This window comes from Rhizobium sp. 05L429 (assembly GCF_056397645.1).
In genome coordinates this window covers 171,933-186,459 of the sequence record NZ_JBFTNV010000001.1, presented here as the reverse complement: position 1 = coordinate 186,459, position 14,527 = coordinate 171,933, and the positions used below count along the sequence as shown (strand labels likewise).

General features: G+C 59.8%; 13 protein-coding genes. 2 read left to right on the top strand and 11 right to left on the bottom strand.

All coding sequences use genetic code 11. The features are described 5' to 3' along the window. Positions 1–18: 18 nt before the first annotated feature. Both AC1DNW_RS00930 and AC1DNW_RS00925 read right to left on the bottom strand, forming a co-directional pair. Positions 19–1,230 carry an SGNH/GDSL hydrolase family protein gene (locus AC1DNW_RS00930; RefSeq protein ID WP_477851752.1) on the bottom strand — a complete coding sequence of 404 codons (1,212 nt, stop codon included), beginning with the start codon at positions 1,228–1,230 and terminating at the stop codon, positions 19–21. Positions 1,231–1,320: 90 nt separating this feature from the next. Then, positions 1,321–2,544 carry a lytic murein transglycosylase gene (locus AC1DNW_RS00925; protein ID WP_113310314.1) on the bottom strand — a complete coding sequence of 408 codons (1,224 nt, stop codon included), beginning with the start codon at positions 2,542–2,544 and terminating at the stop codon, positions 1,321–1,323. 204 nt (positions 2,545–2,748) lie between these two features. Between AC1DNW_RS00925 and galU the strand changes: the two genes are divergently transcribed. Continuing rightward, on the top strand, positions 2,749–3,636 hold the full coding sequence (galU, locus tag AC1DNW_RS00920; RefSeq protein ID WP_113310313.1) for a UTP--glucose-1-phosphate uridylyltransferase GalU: 888 nt from the start codon (positions 2,749–2,751) through the stop codon (positions 3,634–3,636). Positions 3,637–3,642: 6 nt separating this feature from the next. Here the strand turns inward: galU and AC1DNW_RS00915 are convergent, their stop codons facing one another. After that, positions 3,643–5,166, bottom strand: coding sequence for an outer membrane beta-barrel protein (locus AC1DNW_RS00915; protein WP_113310312.1), 1,524 nt, complete (start codon positions 5,164–5,166; stop codon positions 3,643–3,645). Positions 5,167–5,309: 143 nt separating this feature from the next. Here AC1DNW_RS00915 and AC1DNW_RS00910 point away from each other — a divergent pair, with 143 nt between their 5' ends. Beyond that, positions 5,310–6,305 (top strand): KpsF/GutQ family sugar-phosphate isomerase, encoded by a 996-nt coding sequence (locus AC1DNW_RS00910; RefSeq protein WP_113310311.1) that lies wholly within the window; start codon positions 5,310–5,312, stop codon positions 6,303–6,305. Here the strand turns inward: AC1DNW_RS00910 and AC1DNW_RS00905 are convergent, their stop codons facing one another. The 8 genes from AC1DNW_RS00905 to AC1DNW_RS00870 all read right to left on the bottom strand — a co-directional run bounded on the left by AC1DNW_RS00905 (position 6,306) and on the right by AC1DNW_RS00870 (position 14,497). Next, positions 6,306–6,761 (bottom strand): NfeD family protein, encoded by a 456-nt coding sequence (locus tag AC1DNW_RS00905; protein WP_113310310.1) that lies wholly within the window; start codon positions 6,759–6,761, stop codon positions 6,306–6,308. 3 nt (positions 6,762–6,764) lie between these two features. Then, a complete protein-coding gene (locus AC1DNW_RS00900) occupies positions 6,765–7,790 on the bottom strand; it encodes an SPFH domain-containing protein (RefSeq protein ID WP_113310309.1) in 1,026 nt (341 codons plus the stop codon). A gap of 83 nt (positions 7,791–7,873) precedes the next feature. After that, entirely contained in the window at positions 7,874–8,137 is a 264-nt protein-coding gene (locus AC1DNW_RS00895) for a hypothetical protein (RefSeq protein ID WP_113296069.1), read from the bottom strand. A 142-nt stretch (positions 8,138–8,279) separates the two neighbouring features. Continuing rightward, positions 8,280–9,311 carry a ferrochelatase gene (hemH, locus tag AC1DNW_RS00890; RefSeq protein ID WP_113310308.1) on the bottom strand — a complete coding sequence of 344 codons (1,032 nt, stop codon included), beginning with the start codon at positions 9,309–9,311 and terminating at the stop codon, positions 8,280–8,282. Between the two features lie 126 nt (positions 9,312–9,437). Further along, complete coding sequence (locus AC1DNW_RS00885) at positions 9,438–11,324, bottom strand: 5'-nucleotidase C-terminal domain-containing protein (protein ID WP_113310307.1); 1,887 nt, start codon at positions 11,322–11,324, stop codon at positions 9,438–9,440. A 198-nt stretch (positions 11,325–11,522) separates the two neighbouring features. Next, on the bottom strand, positions 11,523–11,891 hold the full coding sequence (omp10, locus tag AC1DNW_RS00880; protein ID WP_113296072.1) for an outer membrane lipoprotein Omp10: 369 nt from the start codon (positions 11,889–11,891) through the stop codon (positions 11,523–11,525). Between the two features lie 172 nt (positions 11,892–12,063). Beyond that, complete coding sequence (locus AC1DNW_RS00875) at positions 12,064–13,509, bottom strand: homospermidine synthase (RefSeq protein ID WP_113296073.1); 1,446 nt, start codon at positions 13,507–13,509, stop codon at positions 12,064–12,066. Between the two features lie 130 nt (positions 13,510–13,639). Then, complete coding sequence (locus AC1DNW_RS00870; RefSeq protein WP_113310306.1) at positions 13,640–14,497, bottom strand: heme-dependent oxidative N-demethylase family protein; 858 nt, start codon at positions 14,495–14,497, stop codon at positions 13,640–13,642. Between the last annotated feature and the right edge of the window lie 30 nt (positions 14,498–14,527).

Genomic DNA, 14,527 nt, shown 5'->3' with positions numbered 1-14,527 from the left:
CGCTATAGCGGCCCCTTCTCATTTCACGGAAACTTCCGCCGTCGTCTTCAGCGTCGGCATGCGATAGTCGTCGATACGGCCTGCGGGCGCAGGCGCCATTTCTCCCTGTTCGACCAAAAGATCACGCGGCGATTTCGTCAGTGTCACCGGCGGCGTCTTGCCGGCACCGAGCAGCTCTGCTCCGCCATCGAGGTTCGGGTCGGACAGACTGATCGGCTGCGTGTGTTCGACGGGATTGGTCGGCAGCGTCAGCGCCGGCAGGTTGCCGGGGTCGAGGCGCACGAGATCGGGGCTTGCCTGGGTGCCAAGAATGCGGCGCGCCGGTTTTTCCACGTAGAAGGCGAGCTTGCGGCGGCCGGCCTGTGTCAGGTTAATTCCGTCGGTAGTGCGCAGACGTACCTGCTGGCCGTTAACATCAGAACCGGTGACGATGAACTTGCCGTTCTCATCCACGAAGCCATCCCAGATATCGACGAATTCGCCGCCGATGCTTTCCACCTGATTGCGGTAGAGCTGGTTCATCTGCACGGCATCGGCCGTCATCGAATCGGATTCGAAGGCGGGAAGTCCGACCCAGAGCAGCGGAATCTTGCGGCCGGTAATCTCCTTGCCGAAGGCGAGCACACGGCGCTGATATTCGCTGAACCAGCCGTCGGTGCGGAATTTCTCCTTGCCGGCATCGGTCACCATCTGTTGACGGTCATTCGCGCCGATCATGATGACGACCATTGCCGGCTTCAACTCGTCGATCATCTTCGGCAATTCGCCGGGCCAGTTGTAATAGTCGTCGCGCACGAGGCCGGATGAGACATTACTGCGGGCTTCGACCACGACGCCGGGCGACGCCTCAAAGGCAGCGGTGAGGCCGTCACCCAGGCCGCCGGCGAGAAAGTCGCCGACGATCAGGATTTTTTGGGCATCGTCCAGCTTCTGAACCACGGGTTCGGCGGGCGCTACCGGCACGGTGCGGGTCGGCGTCATAGCCTTTTGTGCAGGCGGGCGCTTGCGTTGTTGCTGTCGCCGCCGCGGTTGGTCACGCATCTCCGGTTGCGGATTATCATCGATGTAACGGCGACCGAGAAAGAAATCGAGGATGGAGCGGCGCTGGTAACGCGTCTCCTGTGCCTCGGCATAGTGCACCGGCACCATCGAGCCAAGGCAAAGAGAAAGCGCGGCCGCGGCAAGCGCAAGCCCGCGAAACCGTCGGGTTGGGTCAGTTTTTCTTGTCATGGGGCAGTTCCGCATCTGCCGGGCATCTTGCATAGGCACCGGCTTTCCGTCCACTCCACCCATACTATTTAGGTCAGACTTTCGCCGCTTCTAGCGTCGCAACGCGTGCAGAAGCGAAAGCGACGGCTCACCATCCGCCTGCATGCCGATACGCTCCTGCACGGCAGCGATCGCCGCCTTGGAGCCGGAACCGAAATTGCCGTCGACATCGCCGCTATAATAGCCAAGTGTCTTCAAGCGCGTCTGCAATTCGAACTTCTCGGTAATATCGAGCGCGCCTTCCGGGCGCGGCCAGCGCTGCTGCATGCCGCCAAAGCCGGCAATCTGGTCTGCAAGCAGGCCGACGGCGAGTGCATAGCTGTCGGAGGCATTGTAATTTTTGATGGTGAAGAAGTTGGCCGTCATCAGGAAACCCGGACCATTCGCACCAGCCGGCATCTTCAGCATGGCGCGGGTATCACCATCCTTGAAAGCCTTGCCGTTCGGACGCTTCAGGCCGAGTGCCGCCCACTGCGCGAGCGTGCGGGTCTTGCCGACCTGCTGGGCAGCGGATGCCGGTACTGCGACCTCGTAACCCCAGGTTCGGCCGGCATCCCAGCCATTCTTCATCAGAAGATTCGCTGACGTCGCCAGCGCGTCGGGCACGGAATTCCAGATGTCGCGATGGCCGTTTCCATCCGCATCGACCGCGTAGAGAAGATAGCTTGTCGGGATGAACTGGGTATGGCCCATGGCGCCGGCCCAGGAGCCGGTCATCTCTTTGGCGGGAACATCGCCGTTCTGCAGGATCTTCAGGGCTGCGATCAACTGCTTCTTGGCGTATTTGCCGCGCTTTGGATCGGCATAGGCAAGTGTTGCCAGCGCCCGCGGCACATAGTGAAGGCGCTCATCTTTAGCGAGAACTGCCCCATAATTTGATTCCATCGACCAGATCGCCAGCAGAATCGACTTGTCGACGCCGAAGCGGCGCTGGATGGCGTCGAGCGTCCTGGCGTGTTTGGCTGCCATCTTGCGGCCGATTTCCACAGTGTAGGGGTTGACGCGGGAATCGACATAGTCCCAAATCTTCGATGTGAATTCAGGCTGATAGGTCGCCTTTTCGAGGACTGTCGGATCTGGTTCGCTTACCCCAGAAAACGCTTTCTGGTACGTTGCCTTACTGATGCCACTCTGAGCAGCAGTTTGGGAGAAGTCCGCGATCCACTTCTGGAACCGGGCATCGGCTTTTGCGTTATTGGGGGCCAATCCAGCCGCGGTTGCAACAACGATGGCGAGAGCAAGACCACGAAGGGAGTTTGCGTATTTCTGGGTCATCGGCAATCGTATCCGTCATCTTCAGTTTTAGCCAAGGCGGTACGTCATGTCCGCCCTACGCCGAAATTACAGGAACGGAGTCAACAAATTCTTTACCATAGGCGGCCGGAACAGTCATCATTTGCAAAACCGTAGCAATTCTATACTAGTTCAAATCGATATAGCGTTTAGTTAAAAGCGGTATAGTCAAAACAGGAGATCGGTGTGGCTCAGCATAAGAAAGTTCGTAAGGCAGTATTTCCAGTCGCGGGACTGGGAACGCGGTTCCTTCCGGCTACCAAAGCGGTTCCGAAGGAAATGCTGACTGTCGTTGATAAGCCAATCATTCAGTACGTTGTCGACGAAGCACTTGAAGCGGGCATTGAACATCTGGTTTTTGTTACCGGTCGTAACAAGCATGTCATCGAAGACTACTTCGATATTCATTTCGAACTTGAGCAGACGCTCAAGGAGCGCGCCAAGAAGGCGGAAATCACCCTGTTGCAGCAGCAGCTTCCCAAGGCAGGCACGGTGAGCTTTACCCGTCAGCAGGAGCCGCTCGGCCTCGGCCACGCCGTGTGGTGCGCCCGCGAGATCGTCGGCGACGAACCTTTCGCGCTGCTTCTGCCCGACATGATCATGAAGGGTGAAAAGGGCTGCATGAAGGGCATGATAGATCTCTACGAGCACAGCGGCGGCAACATTATCGCTGTCGAGGAATGTGCTCCCGATCAGGCCCACAAATACGGCATTGTCGGCGTCGGCGACGCGATCGGCGAGGGCTTCCGCATCACTGGCATGGTTGAAAAGCCGGCCAAGGGCACGGCTCCTTCCAACTTCTTCATCAACGGCCGCTATATCCTGCAGCCGGAAGTCTTCAAGATCCTGGAAACTCAGGAACGCGGCGCGGGCAACGAAATCCAGCTCACCGACGGCATGCTGAAGCTGCTGAAGGAACAGGATTTCGCAGGCTACCACTTCAAGGGTGCGACTTACGACTGCGGCGCCAAGGATGGCTTCATCCTCGCCAACGTTGCCTTTGCTCTCGAGCGTGCGGATATCCGTCCGAGCGTCGAAGGCGGCTTCAGGGAACTGCTCGCGGGCCTGAAGTAAGTCTCGTCAGCGCTTCACCTTGACACCGACGCCGGCTCGCCATTGCCGCGAGTCGTCGCCTTCCTTGCGCGTCGTCAGCTCGTAGCCAAGCGTGCTGGTGAAGTCGAGGTAGCGGTTGATGTTCCAGATAAGACCTGTCGAGGCGGTGTAAACCGTCTCGTCACTTATTGTGCTACCGCTCGGATAATCGCGCAGCGTCACGCCGCTGATGGTCGTCGCCACCAGATTGTCGCGCAACTGATGATCGACCGTGGACGTCAGCTGATGTGAAACATAACCGCTTTCGCCGGCTGCGGTCGAAGGCTGGATGCTCGTCTGGAGGTCGATATTGACATTCGTTCCGCGGATCGGCGACCAGAGCAGGCTGGCATCGAGCGTGGCCGTATCGATCGATTTCAGGCGGCTATCATCGAAATCCGCCATTGCATAACCGACTGCAACCTCGCCCTTGAGCTTTTCACCCATATCGACCTGCACGCCGCCCTTGGCGCCGTAGCTATCTCCGGAACGCTGGTAGCCCGAAGAATCAATGCGATCATCATAGTTGGTCTTGCCGACCGACGCTTCGATGAAGGGAATGAGCGCCGGCGAGAGTTCGTAACCGATGCGGCCGCGCACCGTGCCTGTGGTCTGGTTGCGGTCGCTCAGCGAAACGGTCGTGCCGTTGGAAAGCACGGCATCCGAATAGATCGAGCGGGAGAGCGCAACGGCGGCTGTGCCGCGCAAGATCCCGAAGTCGTGCTCGATGGAAGCGCCGCCGGTAAATTCCTGTACGTCCGACTGCTGGGCGGCGTCGGTGATCGCGTCCGGATCGTCCGTATCCTCGCGATAGAAATTGTAGCCGCTGGTGATATGGGCGACGGTGTCACGCGGCAGGTCCAGCCGCAGATCGCCATCGATCTTGAAGGAGGGCTGTTCTTCTCCTTCACCGCTGATGTTCTTCTGCCAGGCGCCTTCGGTGGTGACGGTCAACTGATGCCGACTCCAATCGGAGGTCAGTGTCGCGCCCATATCGGTTTCGAGAAAACCGCGGCTCTGTTTCGTGCCGCCGTCTTTCGTGGTTTCGCTGTTGATCGTCTGGGTGACGCTTGGGCGCAGCACGAAGCTGCCGATCGGGATACCGGGCGTCTGTTCGGTCGATATGCTCTCCGGCACCCTGCGAGCCGGCGTTTCGTCCAGGCGCGGTTCGCGGGTGTTCAGCTTGCGCATATCCTCATCGAGGATTGAGCCGGTAGTCTCGTCGTCGGGCTGCGTCGTCGGGGCGGGTGCAGCCGCGGTGTCTTGATCCCGGGCATTGGCAGGCGCCGTCGCGGCATCGTCCGTATCGCCGGAGTCCTGCGCCGCATTGTTCGTGGCCACACGTTGCGTGGCGACGGTGCGGGAATTTGCCGTGCTTCCCGATTCTTGTTGATACGTCGTCTGCTGCGCGAAAGCGGCGGGCGCGACCAGCAGCCCGACAGCCGTGATGGAGACGGCACGGCTCATGGCGCGGAGCGGCGTCACACTGCTCGTCTGTTTTCCCTGGCCCATTCAATCCGCGCCTGAAATGCTTCGAAGTCTTACCCAAGCGTAAAGCCTTGTGGTTAACCATTCGTTGCACTGCCGGCAGCGTGTTCATACATCGGAAACATTGTCGGGTGGACAGGTAAAGTGAAAAGGTCTAACGCATTGCCATGATCAGGAGAGCCGTGAAACTCGTCGAAAACAGCGTGCTGGAGTCGGGCAAGCGCACGATCAGCATCGAAAGACGCGCCCTCGAGGCACTCGAACTTGCCTTTGATAATGGGCTGGCCGGACCTTTTACCCGTGCGGTCGAGATGATCGGCCAAAATTCTGGCCGCGTGATTGTGACCGGCGTCGGCAAGAGCGGCCATATCGGCACCAAAATAGCTGCCACTTTCGCTTCGACAGGTACGCCGGCCTTTTTCGTGCATGCGGCGGAAGCCAATCACGGCGACCTCGGCATGATCGCCGGCGACGATGTCGTCCTTGCGATCTCCAAGGGTGGTGAGAGTGCCGAACTGAAGAGCATCATTTCCTATACACGGCGTTTTTCCATTCCGCTGATCGCGATGACCTGCAGCCCACAGTCCTCGCTGGCGACGGCCGCAGATATCGCATTGCTGATCCCCAACGAGGAAGAGGCCTGTCCGAACGGGCTGGCGCCGACCACATCGACAATGATGCAGCTTGCGCTCGGCGATGCGCTGGCGATCGCACTTCTTGATGCGCGCGGCTTCACGGCGACCGATTTTCATGTCTTCCATCCCGGCGGCAAGCTCGGTGCGAGCTTGATGCACGTTGCCGACATCATGCATACCGGTGAGCGCTTGCCGCTGGTGGTGAAGGGCACGTCCGTGCCGGAGGCAATCAGAGTGCTGTCGCACAAGCATTTCGGCTGCGTCGGCGTGCTGGATGCCGAAGGCCGGCTTTGCGGCATCGTCACTGATGGTGACATGTCGCGCAACCTCACCCGCAATCTTGCGCAGCTAACGGTCGACGACATCATGACGCGCGCACCGAAGACCGTAAGGCCGACGATATTGGCGACTGCAGCTCTGGCGCTGCTTGAGCAATACAAGATTGGCGCACTTATCGTCGTTGATGACGAGCAGCGTCCAATCGGGCTCGTTCACTTCCATGATCTCTTGCGGATCGGCGTGGCCTGATCAGGTCGGCTCGACGGTCAGGTCGCGGCCGTTACTCGAAACCACTTTGACCTGCGTCCCGGCCGGAAGATCCGGCCCCATGACCTGCCACATCGTGTCATCGAGGCGAATGCGGCCGCGGCCTTCGCGGATCGGCTCGCGCAGCGTCGCGGTGCGGCCGACGAGGCTCGCACCACGCTGGTTGAGGAATGGTTCATCCGTCGTGTCGTTGCGCAGCGTGAGCCGCCGGCCGATGAGCGTGGCGACGACCGCGAAAACGGCGAATAGGATCGCCTGAAGCTCCCAGATCCAGAAAGCGGCATCCCAGAAGATCAGCGACAAAACGCCGACGGCAAGAGCTGCGAGGCCGATCCAGACAAGGAAGAAGCCCGGCACGATCAGCTCGGCGGCAAGTAGCACGAGGCCTGCCACCCACCAGCTCCACGGCCCAAGTTCGCCGACGATCTTCGCCAGCATGGCTTATCGCTCCGGATTGGGATTGAAGGGATTGGCCGGAGCCGGGCCGACCGACGGCGTCGAGCGTGCCGGACCTGCGCTTGGACGCGGCGCAGACGGCGGATTGTTGCCTTCGCCAAAGACCTGCCGGGCAATCGCGCCGATGCCGCCGAGCGAGCCGAGGATGGAAGACGCCTCCATCGGCATCATCACGATCTTGGAATTGGGCGCCGAACCGATCGAGGTGAGGGCCTCGGTGTATTTCTGTGCCACGAAATAGTTGATTGCCTGGATGTCGCCCGCGGCGATTGCTTCCGAGACCATCTTCGTCGCCTTCGCTTCGGCTTCGGCCAAGCGCTCGCGAGCTTCGGCATTGCGGAAGGCGGCTTCGCGCTGGCCTTCGGCCTGAAGGATGGCGGACTGCTTGGCGCCCTCGGCCCTCAGGATCTGCGCATTGCGCGAACCTTCGGCTTCCAGCACCTGGGCACGCTTCTCGCGCTCGGCCTTCATCTGGCGGGCCATCGCGTCGACGAGGTCGCGCGGCGGCTGGATATCCTTGATCTCGACACGGGTGACCTTGATGCCCCAAGGATGCACGGCCTCGTCCACGACGCGCAGCAGCCGGTCGTTGATCGCATCGCGATTGGAGAGCAGCTCGTCGAGATCCATAGAGCCCATGACTGAGCGAATATTGGTCATGGTGAGGTTCAGGATCGCATTTTCCAAGTTGGAAACCTGATAGGCGGCCTGAGCGGCATTCAGCACCTGGTAGAAAGAGACTGCATCGGCCGCGACCGAGGCATTGTCCTTGGTGATCACCTCCTGGGTCGGCACGTTCAGCACCTGCTCCATCACGTTCATCCTGGCGCCGACGCGCTCGATGAAAGGGGTGATCAGGTTCAGGCCGGGTTCCAGCGTGCGGGTATAGCGGCCGAAGCGCTCGATCGTGTAGCGATAACCCTGTGGAACCGTCTTGATGCCCGCAAAGAGCACCATGATGACGAAAATCACCAATACGATCACGACGATATCGAAGCCGCCCAGCAGCATATGTTCCTCCCTAAGCCCACCTATCTGACGTGGTGAGTTAGCACGTTCTTTGCAAGGAAGGAATGACAGTCCCGCCTGTCAAATCAGGGTGATAGGCCGGCATCATCGAGGTCGCTCTTTGTGATGTAGCCGCCCATCAGGCAATTGGTGAGGAACGGCTGATCGTCCGGCTTCAGATTGCTGGTTTTGACATCGCGGAGGCGAAGCTGACAGGCGACCTGACCGACGATGCCTTTGGGAGGGGCGTTGGCATAGACCCGCTGATAGTGCTCCCACGCGAGGTAACCGCCACCTGCGACGACGAATAAGCAGGCGAGGACAATCAATTTTCTAAAACCCGAAATCATGAAATTCGTCCAGATGAATAAAGCCGCAGACCGAGAGCCTGCGCGCCGCAGTTGCGGTTGTCGGCTTCGGTCCTTCCTTAGATCTGGAGCGGGGGACGTCTTTATCTATTGCGGGTCGCCAGAAAATCTGACGCCGCGTCTGTCATGCCCAGCCCAGCAGCTCACGGCGCACGACTTTTTCCAGCACCTGCATGCCGTCCTCTCCGTCATTCAAGCACGGAATATGCGCGAACTGCTCGCCGCCATTGTGCTTGAAAGAATGTGCGGCCTGTTCGGCAATCTCCTCCAGCGTCTCCAGACAGTCGGAAACGAAGCCGGGGTTCATGACTGCGATGCGCTTGACGCCGTCCTGCGCCAGCTTCTCGACGGTCTTATCTGTGTAGGGCTGCAGCCATTCTTCCGGCCCGAAGCGGGACTGGAAGGTGACCATGAAGTTCTCCTTCGTGAGACCTAGACGCTCGCGCAGCAGGCGGCCGGTCTTTTGGCACTGACAGTAATAGGGATCGCCCTGCTGGAAATAGGAAAGCGGGATGCCGTGGAAGGAAGCGAGCAGCATTTCCGGCTTCCAGTCGAGGGTAGCCAGGTGTTGTTCGACCGACTTCGCCAGCGCTTCGATATAGGTCTCGTCGTCGTGATAGTCAGGCACCGTGCGCAGCGCCGGTTGCCAACGCATGGTGAGCAGCTTCTGGAAGGCCTTGTCGTTGACGGTTGCCGTGGTGGCGGCGGCATATTGCGGATAGAGCGGGAAGAGCAGGATGCGGTCGCAGCCTTCATCCTTCAGCGCTTCGATGCGCGAGGGAATCGACGGGGTACCGTAGCGCATCGCCCAGTCCACCTTGACGTTTGGCAGGTCCTTCAGCCGGTCGGCCATGAAATCAGACTGATTGCGGGTATAGGTGCGCAGCCAGCTTTCATTCAGCTCCTTGTTCCAGATCGTCTCATAGGCCTTGCCGACCTTCTGCGGGCGCGTATTGAGCACGATGCCGAACAGGATCGGATACCATTTCCAGGGCGACCATTCGATGACCCGCTTGTCGGTCAGGAATTCGCGCAGATAGCGGCGCATGGACGTATAATCGGTGCCATCAGGCGTGCCGAGATTGACCAGCAGGACGCCAACCTTGCCGAATTTGACGGCGGGATGGTCCGCCGGGCGGAGTGAAGTATCTGTCATTCTGGCCCCAACGCGCTTTCGTGTCTCGCCGGCTCATACGCAGCCAGCCGATCACGGTTCACCCTATAAGAAGAAAAACCGGCCCGGGGAACCCCGGACCGGCTCTCATGATCGGGACAAATCGTCTTACTTGGCTGGAACCTGGATTTCCTCGCCGATCCGCAGATGGCGGGGGTTCGGGCTGCCATTGGCTTCCGACAATTTGCGCCATTCGGCACCGTCGCCGTAGAAGGACTTGGCAAGATCCCAGAAAGTATCGCCGGCAACGATGACGTGGGTCGAGGGCGTGGCAGGTGCAGCGGCTGCCGGTGCAGGCGTTGCCGGGGCGGGTTCCGTAGCAGGTGCAGGAGCGGTAGGCGCCGGAGCCGGCTCGGCTGATGGGGCCGGAGCGGATGGAGCAGGAGCAGCCTGGGCTATTTCCGTGATGCGACCGTCCGTATAGGGCTTATAGGGCGAGTGGGCGGCGAGATATTCAGCGGTCACGTCGGCCAGATCCGGGCCGAAGTCATAGGCGTTCTGGCCGTCCTTGAAAGCGACATATCCATCGCCGCCGGCGCGCATGAAGTTGTTGGTGGCGACGCCATAGGTTTTGGCATTGTCGATCGGTACGAAATTGTCACCGTCCTTGACCTGGACGTCGCTGACGCGGCTGCCGACCGGCTTCGACTGGTCGAAAGTGAATTTCAGACCGGCGACTTGCGGGAAACGACCGGCGCCCTGGTCGATCTGGCTGACGCCGTTTTCGAGCGCCTTGACAACATCGGCGCCAGTCAGCTGGAAGGTGGCGAGCGTGTTCTGGAACGGCAGCACGGTGATGACTTCGCCCTGGGTGACGTCACCGCCATCTATCGAGGCACGCAGGCCGCCGCCGTTCTGGATGGCAATGGTGACAGCCTGGTTCTTGGTGCGGTCGAGTATGGCATCGGCCACCAGATTGCCCATCGAGCATTCCTTCACGCGGCAGACCTTGCTGTTGCCCTCGATCGGGCTTTCGGAGGAGCCTATCACCTTCTTGCGCAGGTCGTCGATCGGCTTTGCCAGTTCGACAATGCGCGCCGCGACGGCCGGATCCGGCGTGAAGGAGGAATCGATCAGGATCGGATCGCCCTTGGCGTCCTTGACGACGCCGTTGTCATCGAAGTTCACGACGAGATCGCCGAGATATTTGCTGTAGGAGGCTGCCTGCACCACCGGCACCTTGTAGCCGCCGGGGTTGTCAACCAACGTCGGATAGGGGCCTTCGGCCTTCGCGTCGGTGTTCGAGAGCAGGCTGTGCGAATGGCCGCCAACGACCACGTCGACATCGGGGATCTTGGCAATCAAGGCAAGGTCGCGCGGGTAGCCGACATGGGTGAGCGCAATGATCTTGTTGACGCCTTCGCTCTTCAGTTTCTCGACCTCTGCAGTGATGCTCTTGACGTCATCGGCAATCGTCACGTTCGGGCCGGGCGAGGAAAGCTCCGGCGTATCGTTGGTGACGGCGCCGACGATGCCGATCTTCTGACCAGCGATATCGAGCACGAGAGAAGGCTTGATGCGGTCGCCGATCTTGGAGGCGGCACTTGCCTTGACGTTGGCGGTGACGACGGGGAATTGCACCTTGTCGAGGAAGGTCGCGAGACCATCCTCGCTGTCGTCGAATTCATGATTGCCGACCGTCATGGCGTCGAACTTCATGAGGTTCAGCATTTCGGCTTCAGCCGCGCCCTTGTAGGTCGTGTAGAACAGCGAGCCCTGGAAATTGTCGCCGGCATTGAGCAGGAGCACGTTCTTGCCCGTCAGGGCCTGACGGCGCTGGTCGATCGCTGTCTTCAGGCGTGCAGCGCCACCGAAGCACGCGTTCTTGCCCTCGTCCTCTGCAGAGCACGTGGAATCGAACTTGTTGATCGATTCGATGCGAGAGTGGAAATCGTTGATATGAAGAATATTGAGTTCGTAATCCGCAAATGCGGCGCTTGTGCTCAGCGCCAGAATAGACGCGGTCAAAAGACCGAAGCTGAAAGACTTCGTCATCCCTGTTCTCCTGATTAAAGCCAGGATCTGTACCCCTGATCCTGGCCATCCCTCATGTGGATCATCACCGACGATGCCGGCGCGCGGATGTTTCCACCTGCGTGGATCAACCGCAAGAGGGAAGCTGTGAAGAGGATGGGGCTTTCCAAGAGGGCTGCTGGCAAAAAAGCCGTAAGCCCGCCAATATCAGGAAAGGCTCTAACTGCGGCGGGTCAGGACGAATTGTGCGCCGGCATCCGAGGTGCAGTTCAGCTGGCCGGTCGTGACGAGGGCGCAATTGACCTTCGACTGCGTGTTGCGAACCAGCGAGGTCATGTTGATTTCCACCAGCGTCGGCGACGTCTTGATATAGGTGCCGGAGGCCAGAAGCTGGTTGCTGTCGGTCGTGCGCGTCGTGAAGGTACCACTCTGGAAGGTGGAGACGATACCGTTCGGATCGGCCCAGGTTCCCTCGACACCGGTAGGAGCGGGTGCCGATGCCACGGGGAGGGGGCGCGGGCCGGAGGAAACGCAGGCGGCAAGAGCTGCCGATGCAACCGCAAGAACGAGACCAGTTCTGATTTTCATAAGGCTTCTCCCGGCGAATTTAAGCGGAAACTATCCGCGACAGTCGCCAAAAACATGGCGCGGACCCTCCGCGAAGGCAAGCCTTCGGCAGAGCCCGTCCGGTATTTAGACAGCAGGCGTTACAAAAATGCCCGCCTCGCAGCGGGCATTTTCGACAGCGTTACGGCAGGGCTCAGCGAACGAGGATGTTCTTGAACTGCCACGGATCCTTGGTGTCGATGTCTTCCGGGAACAGGCCCGGACGGCCGTCGAGCGGGGTCCAGTCGGTATAGTGGCCTTCAACCGGGCCGAGATAGGGCAGCTGCACTTCGAGGCAGCGCTTGTAATCCATCTCGTCGGCTTCAACGATGCCGGCCTTCGGGTTTTCGATGGCCCAGACCATGCCGGCGAGAACGGCCGATGTTACCTGCAGGCCGGTCGCGTTCTGGTAGGGGGCGATGCGGCGGGTTTCTTCCAGCGACAGTCGCGAACCGTACCAGTAGGCGTTCTTGTCGTGACCGTAGAGCAGTACACCGAGCTCATCGACACCGTCGACCAGCTCGTTCTCGTCGAGAACGTGGAGAACCGGCTGTGCCTTGCCGCCGTTGCCGAACATCTCATGCAGCGACAGAACCGCGTCGTTGGCGGGATGATAGGCGTAGTGGCAGGTCGGACGATAGGTGACGTCGCCGTCCTTATCCCTGACCGTGAAGAAGTCGGCGATCGAGATCGACTCGTTATGGGTGACGAGGAAGCCGTATTGCGGGCCGGGCGTCGGGCACCAGGTGCGAACGCGGGTGTTGGCGCCGGGCTGTTCGAGGTAGATGGCGGCCTTGTTGCCCTTCTTGTGCTTCTTGGCGTTCTTCGGCATCCAGTTTTCATGGGTGCCCCAGCCGAGTTCTGCCGGCTGCAGGCCCTCAGAGATGAAGCCTTCGACCGACCAGGTGTTCCAGAAGACGTTGAGCGGCTTCGGATGGATGGTGCGCTGCGTATCGCGCTCGGCGATATGAACGCCCTTGACGCCGACCTTCTTCATGAGCTTTGCCCATTCTTCGCGGTCGTCCTGGCCCGGCTCGTCGAATTTCAGGCCGATATCCTTGGCGAGGTTGAGCAGCGCCTGCTTGACGAACCAGGACACCATGCCCGGGTTTGCGCCGCAGGTGGAAACGGCAGTGGTGCCGCCCGGGTTCTTGGCCTTTTCCTTGCGAACGGTTTCGCGCAACGCATAGTTGGTGCGCTCCTCGTTCTTCATGTCCTTGTCGAAATAGAAGCCGAGCCAGGGCTCGACGACGGTATCGATGTAGAGCACGTCAAGCTTGCGGCAGAGCTTGATGATGTCGAGCGACGATGTATCGACCGAAAGGTTGACGCAGAAACCCTGGCCTTCGCCTTCGGTCAGGAGCGGCTTCAGCAGTTCCTTGTAATTGTCCTTCGTCACGTGCGCCTGGATGTGCTTGACGCCGTGCTTTTCCAGAATGTGGGCATCGTCCGTGCGCGGGTCGATGACAACCATCCGGCTCTTGTCGAACTTGAAGTGGCGCTCGATCAGGGGCAGCGTGCCGCGGCCGATAGAGCCAAAGCCGATCATGACGATCGGACCGGTAATTTCGCCATATACCGGATAGTTCTGTTCCGTCATTCTTTTCTCCTGTGGAAGGGAACGAAGGCTTTCAGCCTAAAGAATTCATGTGAAAATGCGACGAAGGTCGCGAAGTGACCGGCTCTAATCACAAAATGACGTCACAATAAAGAGCGTTCCCCTGCAAAGGTCAAATATCGGACCTACAAAGCGCCCGCAATTTCCCCACGAGCTCGGCACTTTGCACGGTCAGGCCCTTGTAGGCAGCCTGCTGATCATCGAGCAATTCCAGCTGATCGGCGAAACTTGCTGCGAGTTTCTGCGCCTGCGGATGGCGGGCAATGACAGCAACCGGATCGATATAGATGCGGATGGTGAAAAGGATATCGCTTGACACGGCAAGCCTGCGCAGGGTCTGGCGTTCGACGCGGACGAAGCGTTCCTCCAGCGTGAAGGCTTCGGTGTAAGGCGGCCGGCGATGTTTCGAGATGGGGAGGAAGAGATCGGCCGTGGTGTTGACCGACCAGTTCAACCGCTCGACCGGCTGGTCAACCCGCAGATTGTCGAAGATGCGGGTAATAAGCGCCGCATTGCGTGTGCCTTGGCTAAAGTCCGGTACGTCAGCATGGATCTCGTGCATCGGGCGGCTGAACTTTTCGCGCAGCGACCACGAAGAAGGAAAGGCGACGTGGGCGGCAACGAGATGCCAGCCATCGGCCTTGCGGCGCATGAGGACAAGATCATCCTGAACGAGCGAACCGGCCTTGAAGAGGGGCGGTAGGGCCGAGGTGTCGTGACGGCGCATTGCCGGATGCCGCTCGCCAAGGTGCGCGAGAAGAAGATCCAACGCCTCCTGCTGGGCAGTTTCCGTTCTTTCTTCAGCGACGAAAATGTCGTCGAATCGCTCGCCCGCCAGCCGAGCTTTTTCCTTGAGATAGCGTTGCAGATCGTCGTCGGGCTCGATCCAGCGGTGGGGATCGAGGGGCATCAGGCCGATGGTGAAAGGCCGTGCCGAGCCGTCATAAGGTGTATAAGTCGGAAGTTTCATCGCCGCTCCTTTTTGAGCCTGACGAGCAAA

What these genes read in the sequence shown, in the direction of transcription:
- AC1DNW_RS00930 (WP_477851752.1), bottom strand. Translation starts at nt 1,230, where the DNA reads ATGACAAGAAAAACTGACCCAACCCGACGGTTTCGCGGGCTTGCGCTT.
- AC1DNW_RS00925 (WP_113310314.1), bottom strand. Translation starts at nt 2,544, where the DNA reads ATGACCCAGAAATACGCAAACTCCCTTCGTGGTCTTGCTCTCGCCATC.
- AC1DNW_RS00915 (WP_113310312.1), bottom strand. Translation starts at nt 5,166, where the DNA reads ATGGGCCAGGGAAAACAGACGAGCAGTGTGACGCCGCTCCGCGCCATG.
- AC1DNW_RS00910 (WP_113310311.1), top strand. Translation starts at nt 5,310, where the DNA reads ATGATCAGGAGAGCCGTGAAACTCGTCGAAAACAGCGTGCTGGAGTCG.
- AC1DNW_RS00905 (WP_113310310.1), bottom strand. Translation starts at nt 6,761, where the DNA reads ATGCTGGCGAAGATCGTCGGCGAACTTGGGCCGTGGAGCTGGTGGGTG.
- AC1DNW_RS00900 (WP_113310309.1), bottom strand. Translation starts at nt 7,790, where the DNA reads ATGCTGCTGGGCGGCTTCGATATCGTCGTGATCGTATTGGTGATTTTC.
- AC1DNW_RS00895 (WP_113296069.1), bottom strand. Translation starts at nt 8,137, where the DNA reads ATGATTTCGGGTTTTAGAAAATTGATTGTCCTCGCCTGCTTATTCGTC.
- hemH (WP_113310308.1), bottom strand. Translation starts at nt 9,311, where the DNA reads ATGACAGATACTTCACTCCGCCCGGCGGACCATCCCGCCGTCAAATTC.
- AC1DNW_RS00885 (WP_113310307.1), bottom strand. Translation starts at nt 11,324, where the DNA reads ATGACGAAGTCTTTCAGCTTCGGTCTTTTGACCGCGTCTATTCTGGCG.
- omp10 (WP_113296072.1), bottom strand. Translation starts at nt 11,891, where the DNA reads ATGAAAATCAGAACTGGTCTCGTTCTTGCGGTTGCATCGGCAGCTCTT.
- AC1DNW_RS00875 (WP_113296073.1), bottom strand. Translation starts at nt 13,509, where the DNA reads ATGACGGAACAGAACTATCCGGTATATGGCGAAATTACCGGTCCGATC.
- AC1DNW_RS00870 (WP_113310306.1), bottom strand. Translation starts at nt 14,497, where the DNA reads ATGAAACTTCCGACTTATACACCTTATGACGGCTCGGCACGGCCTTTC.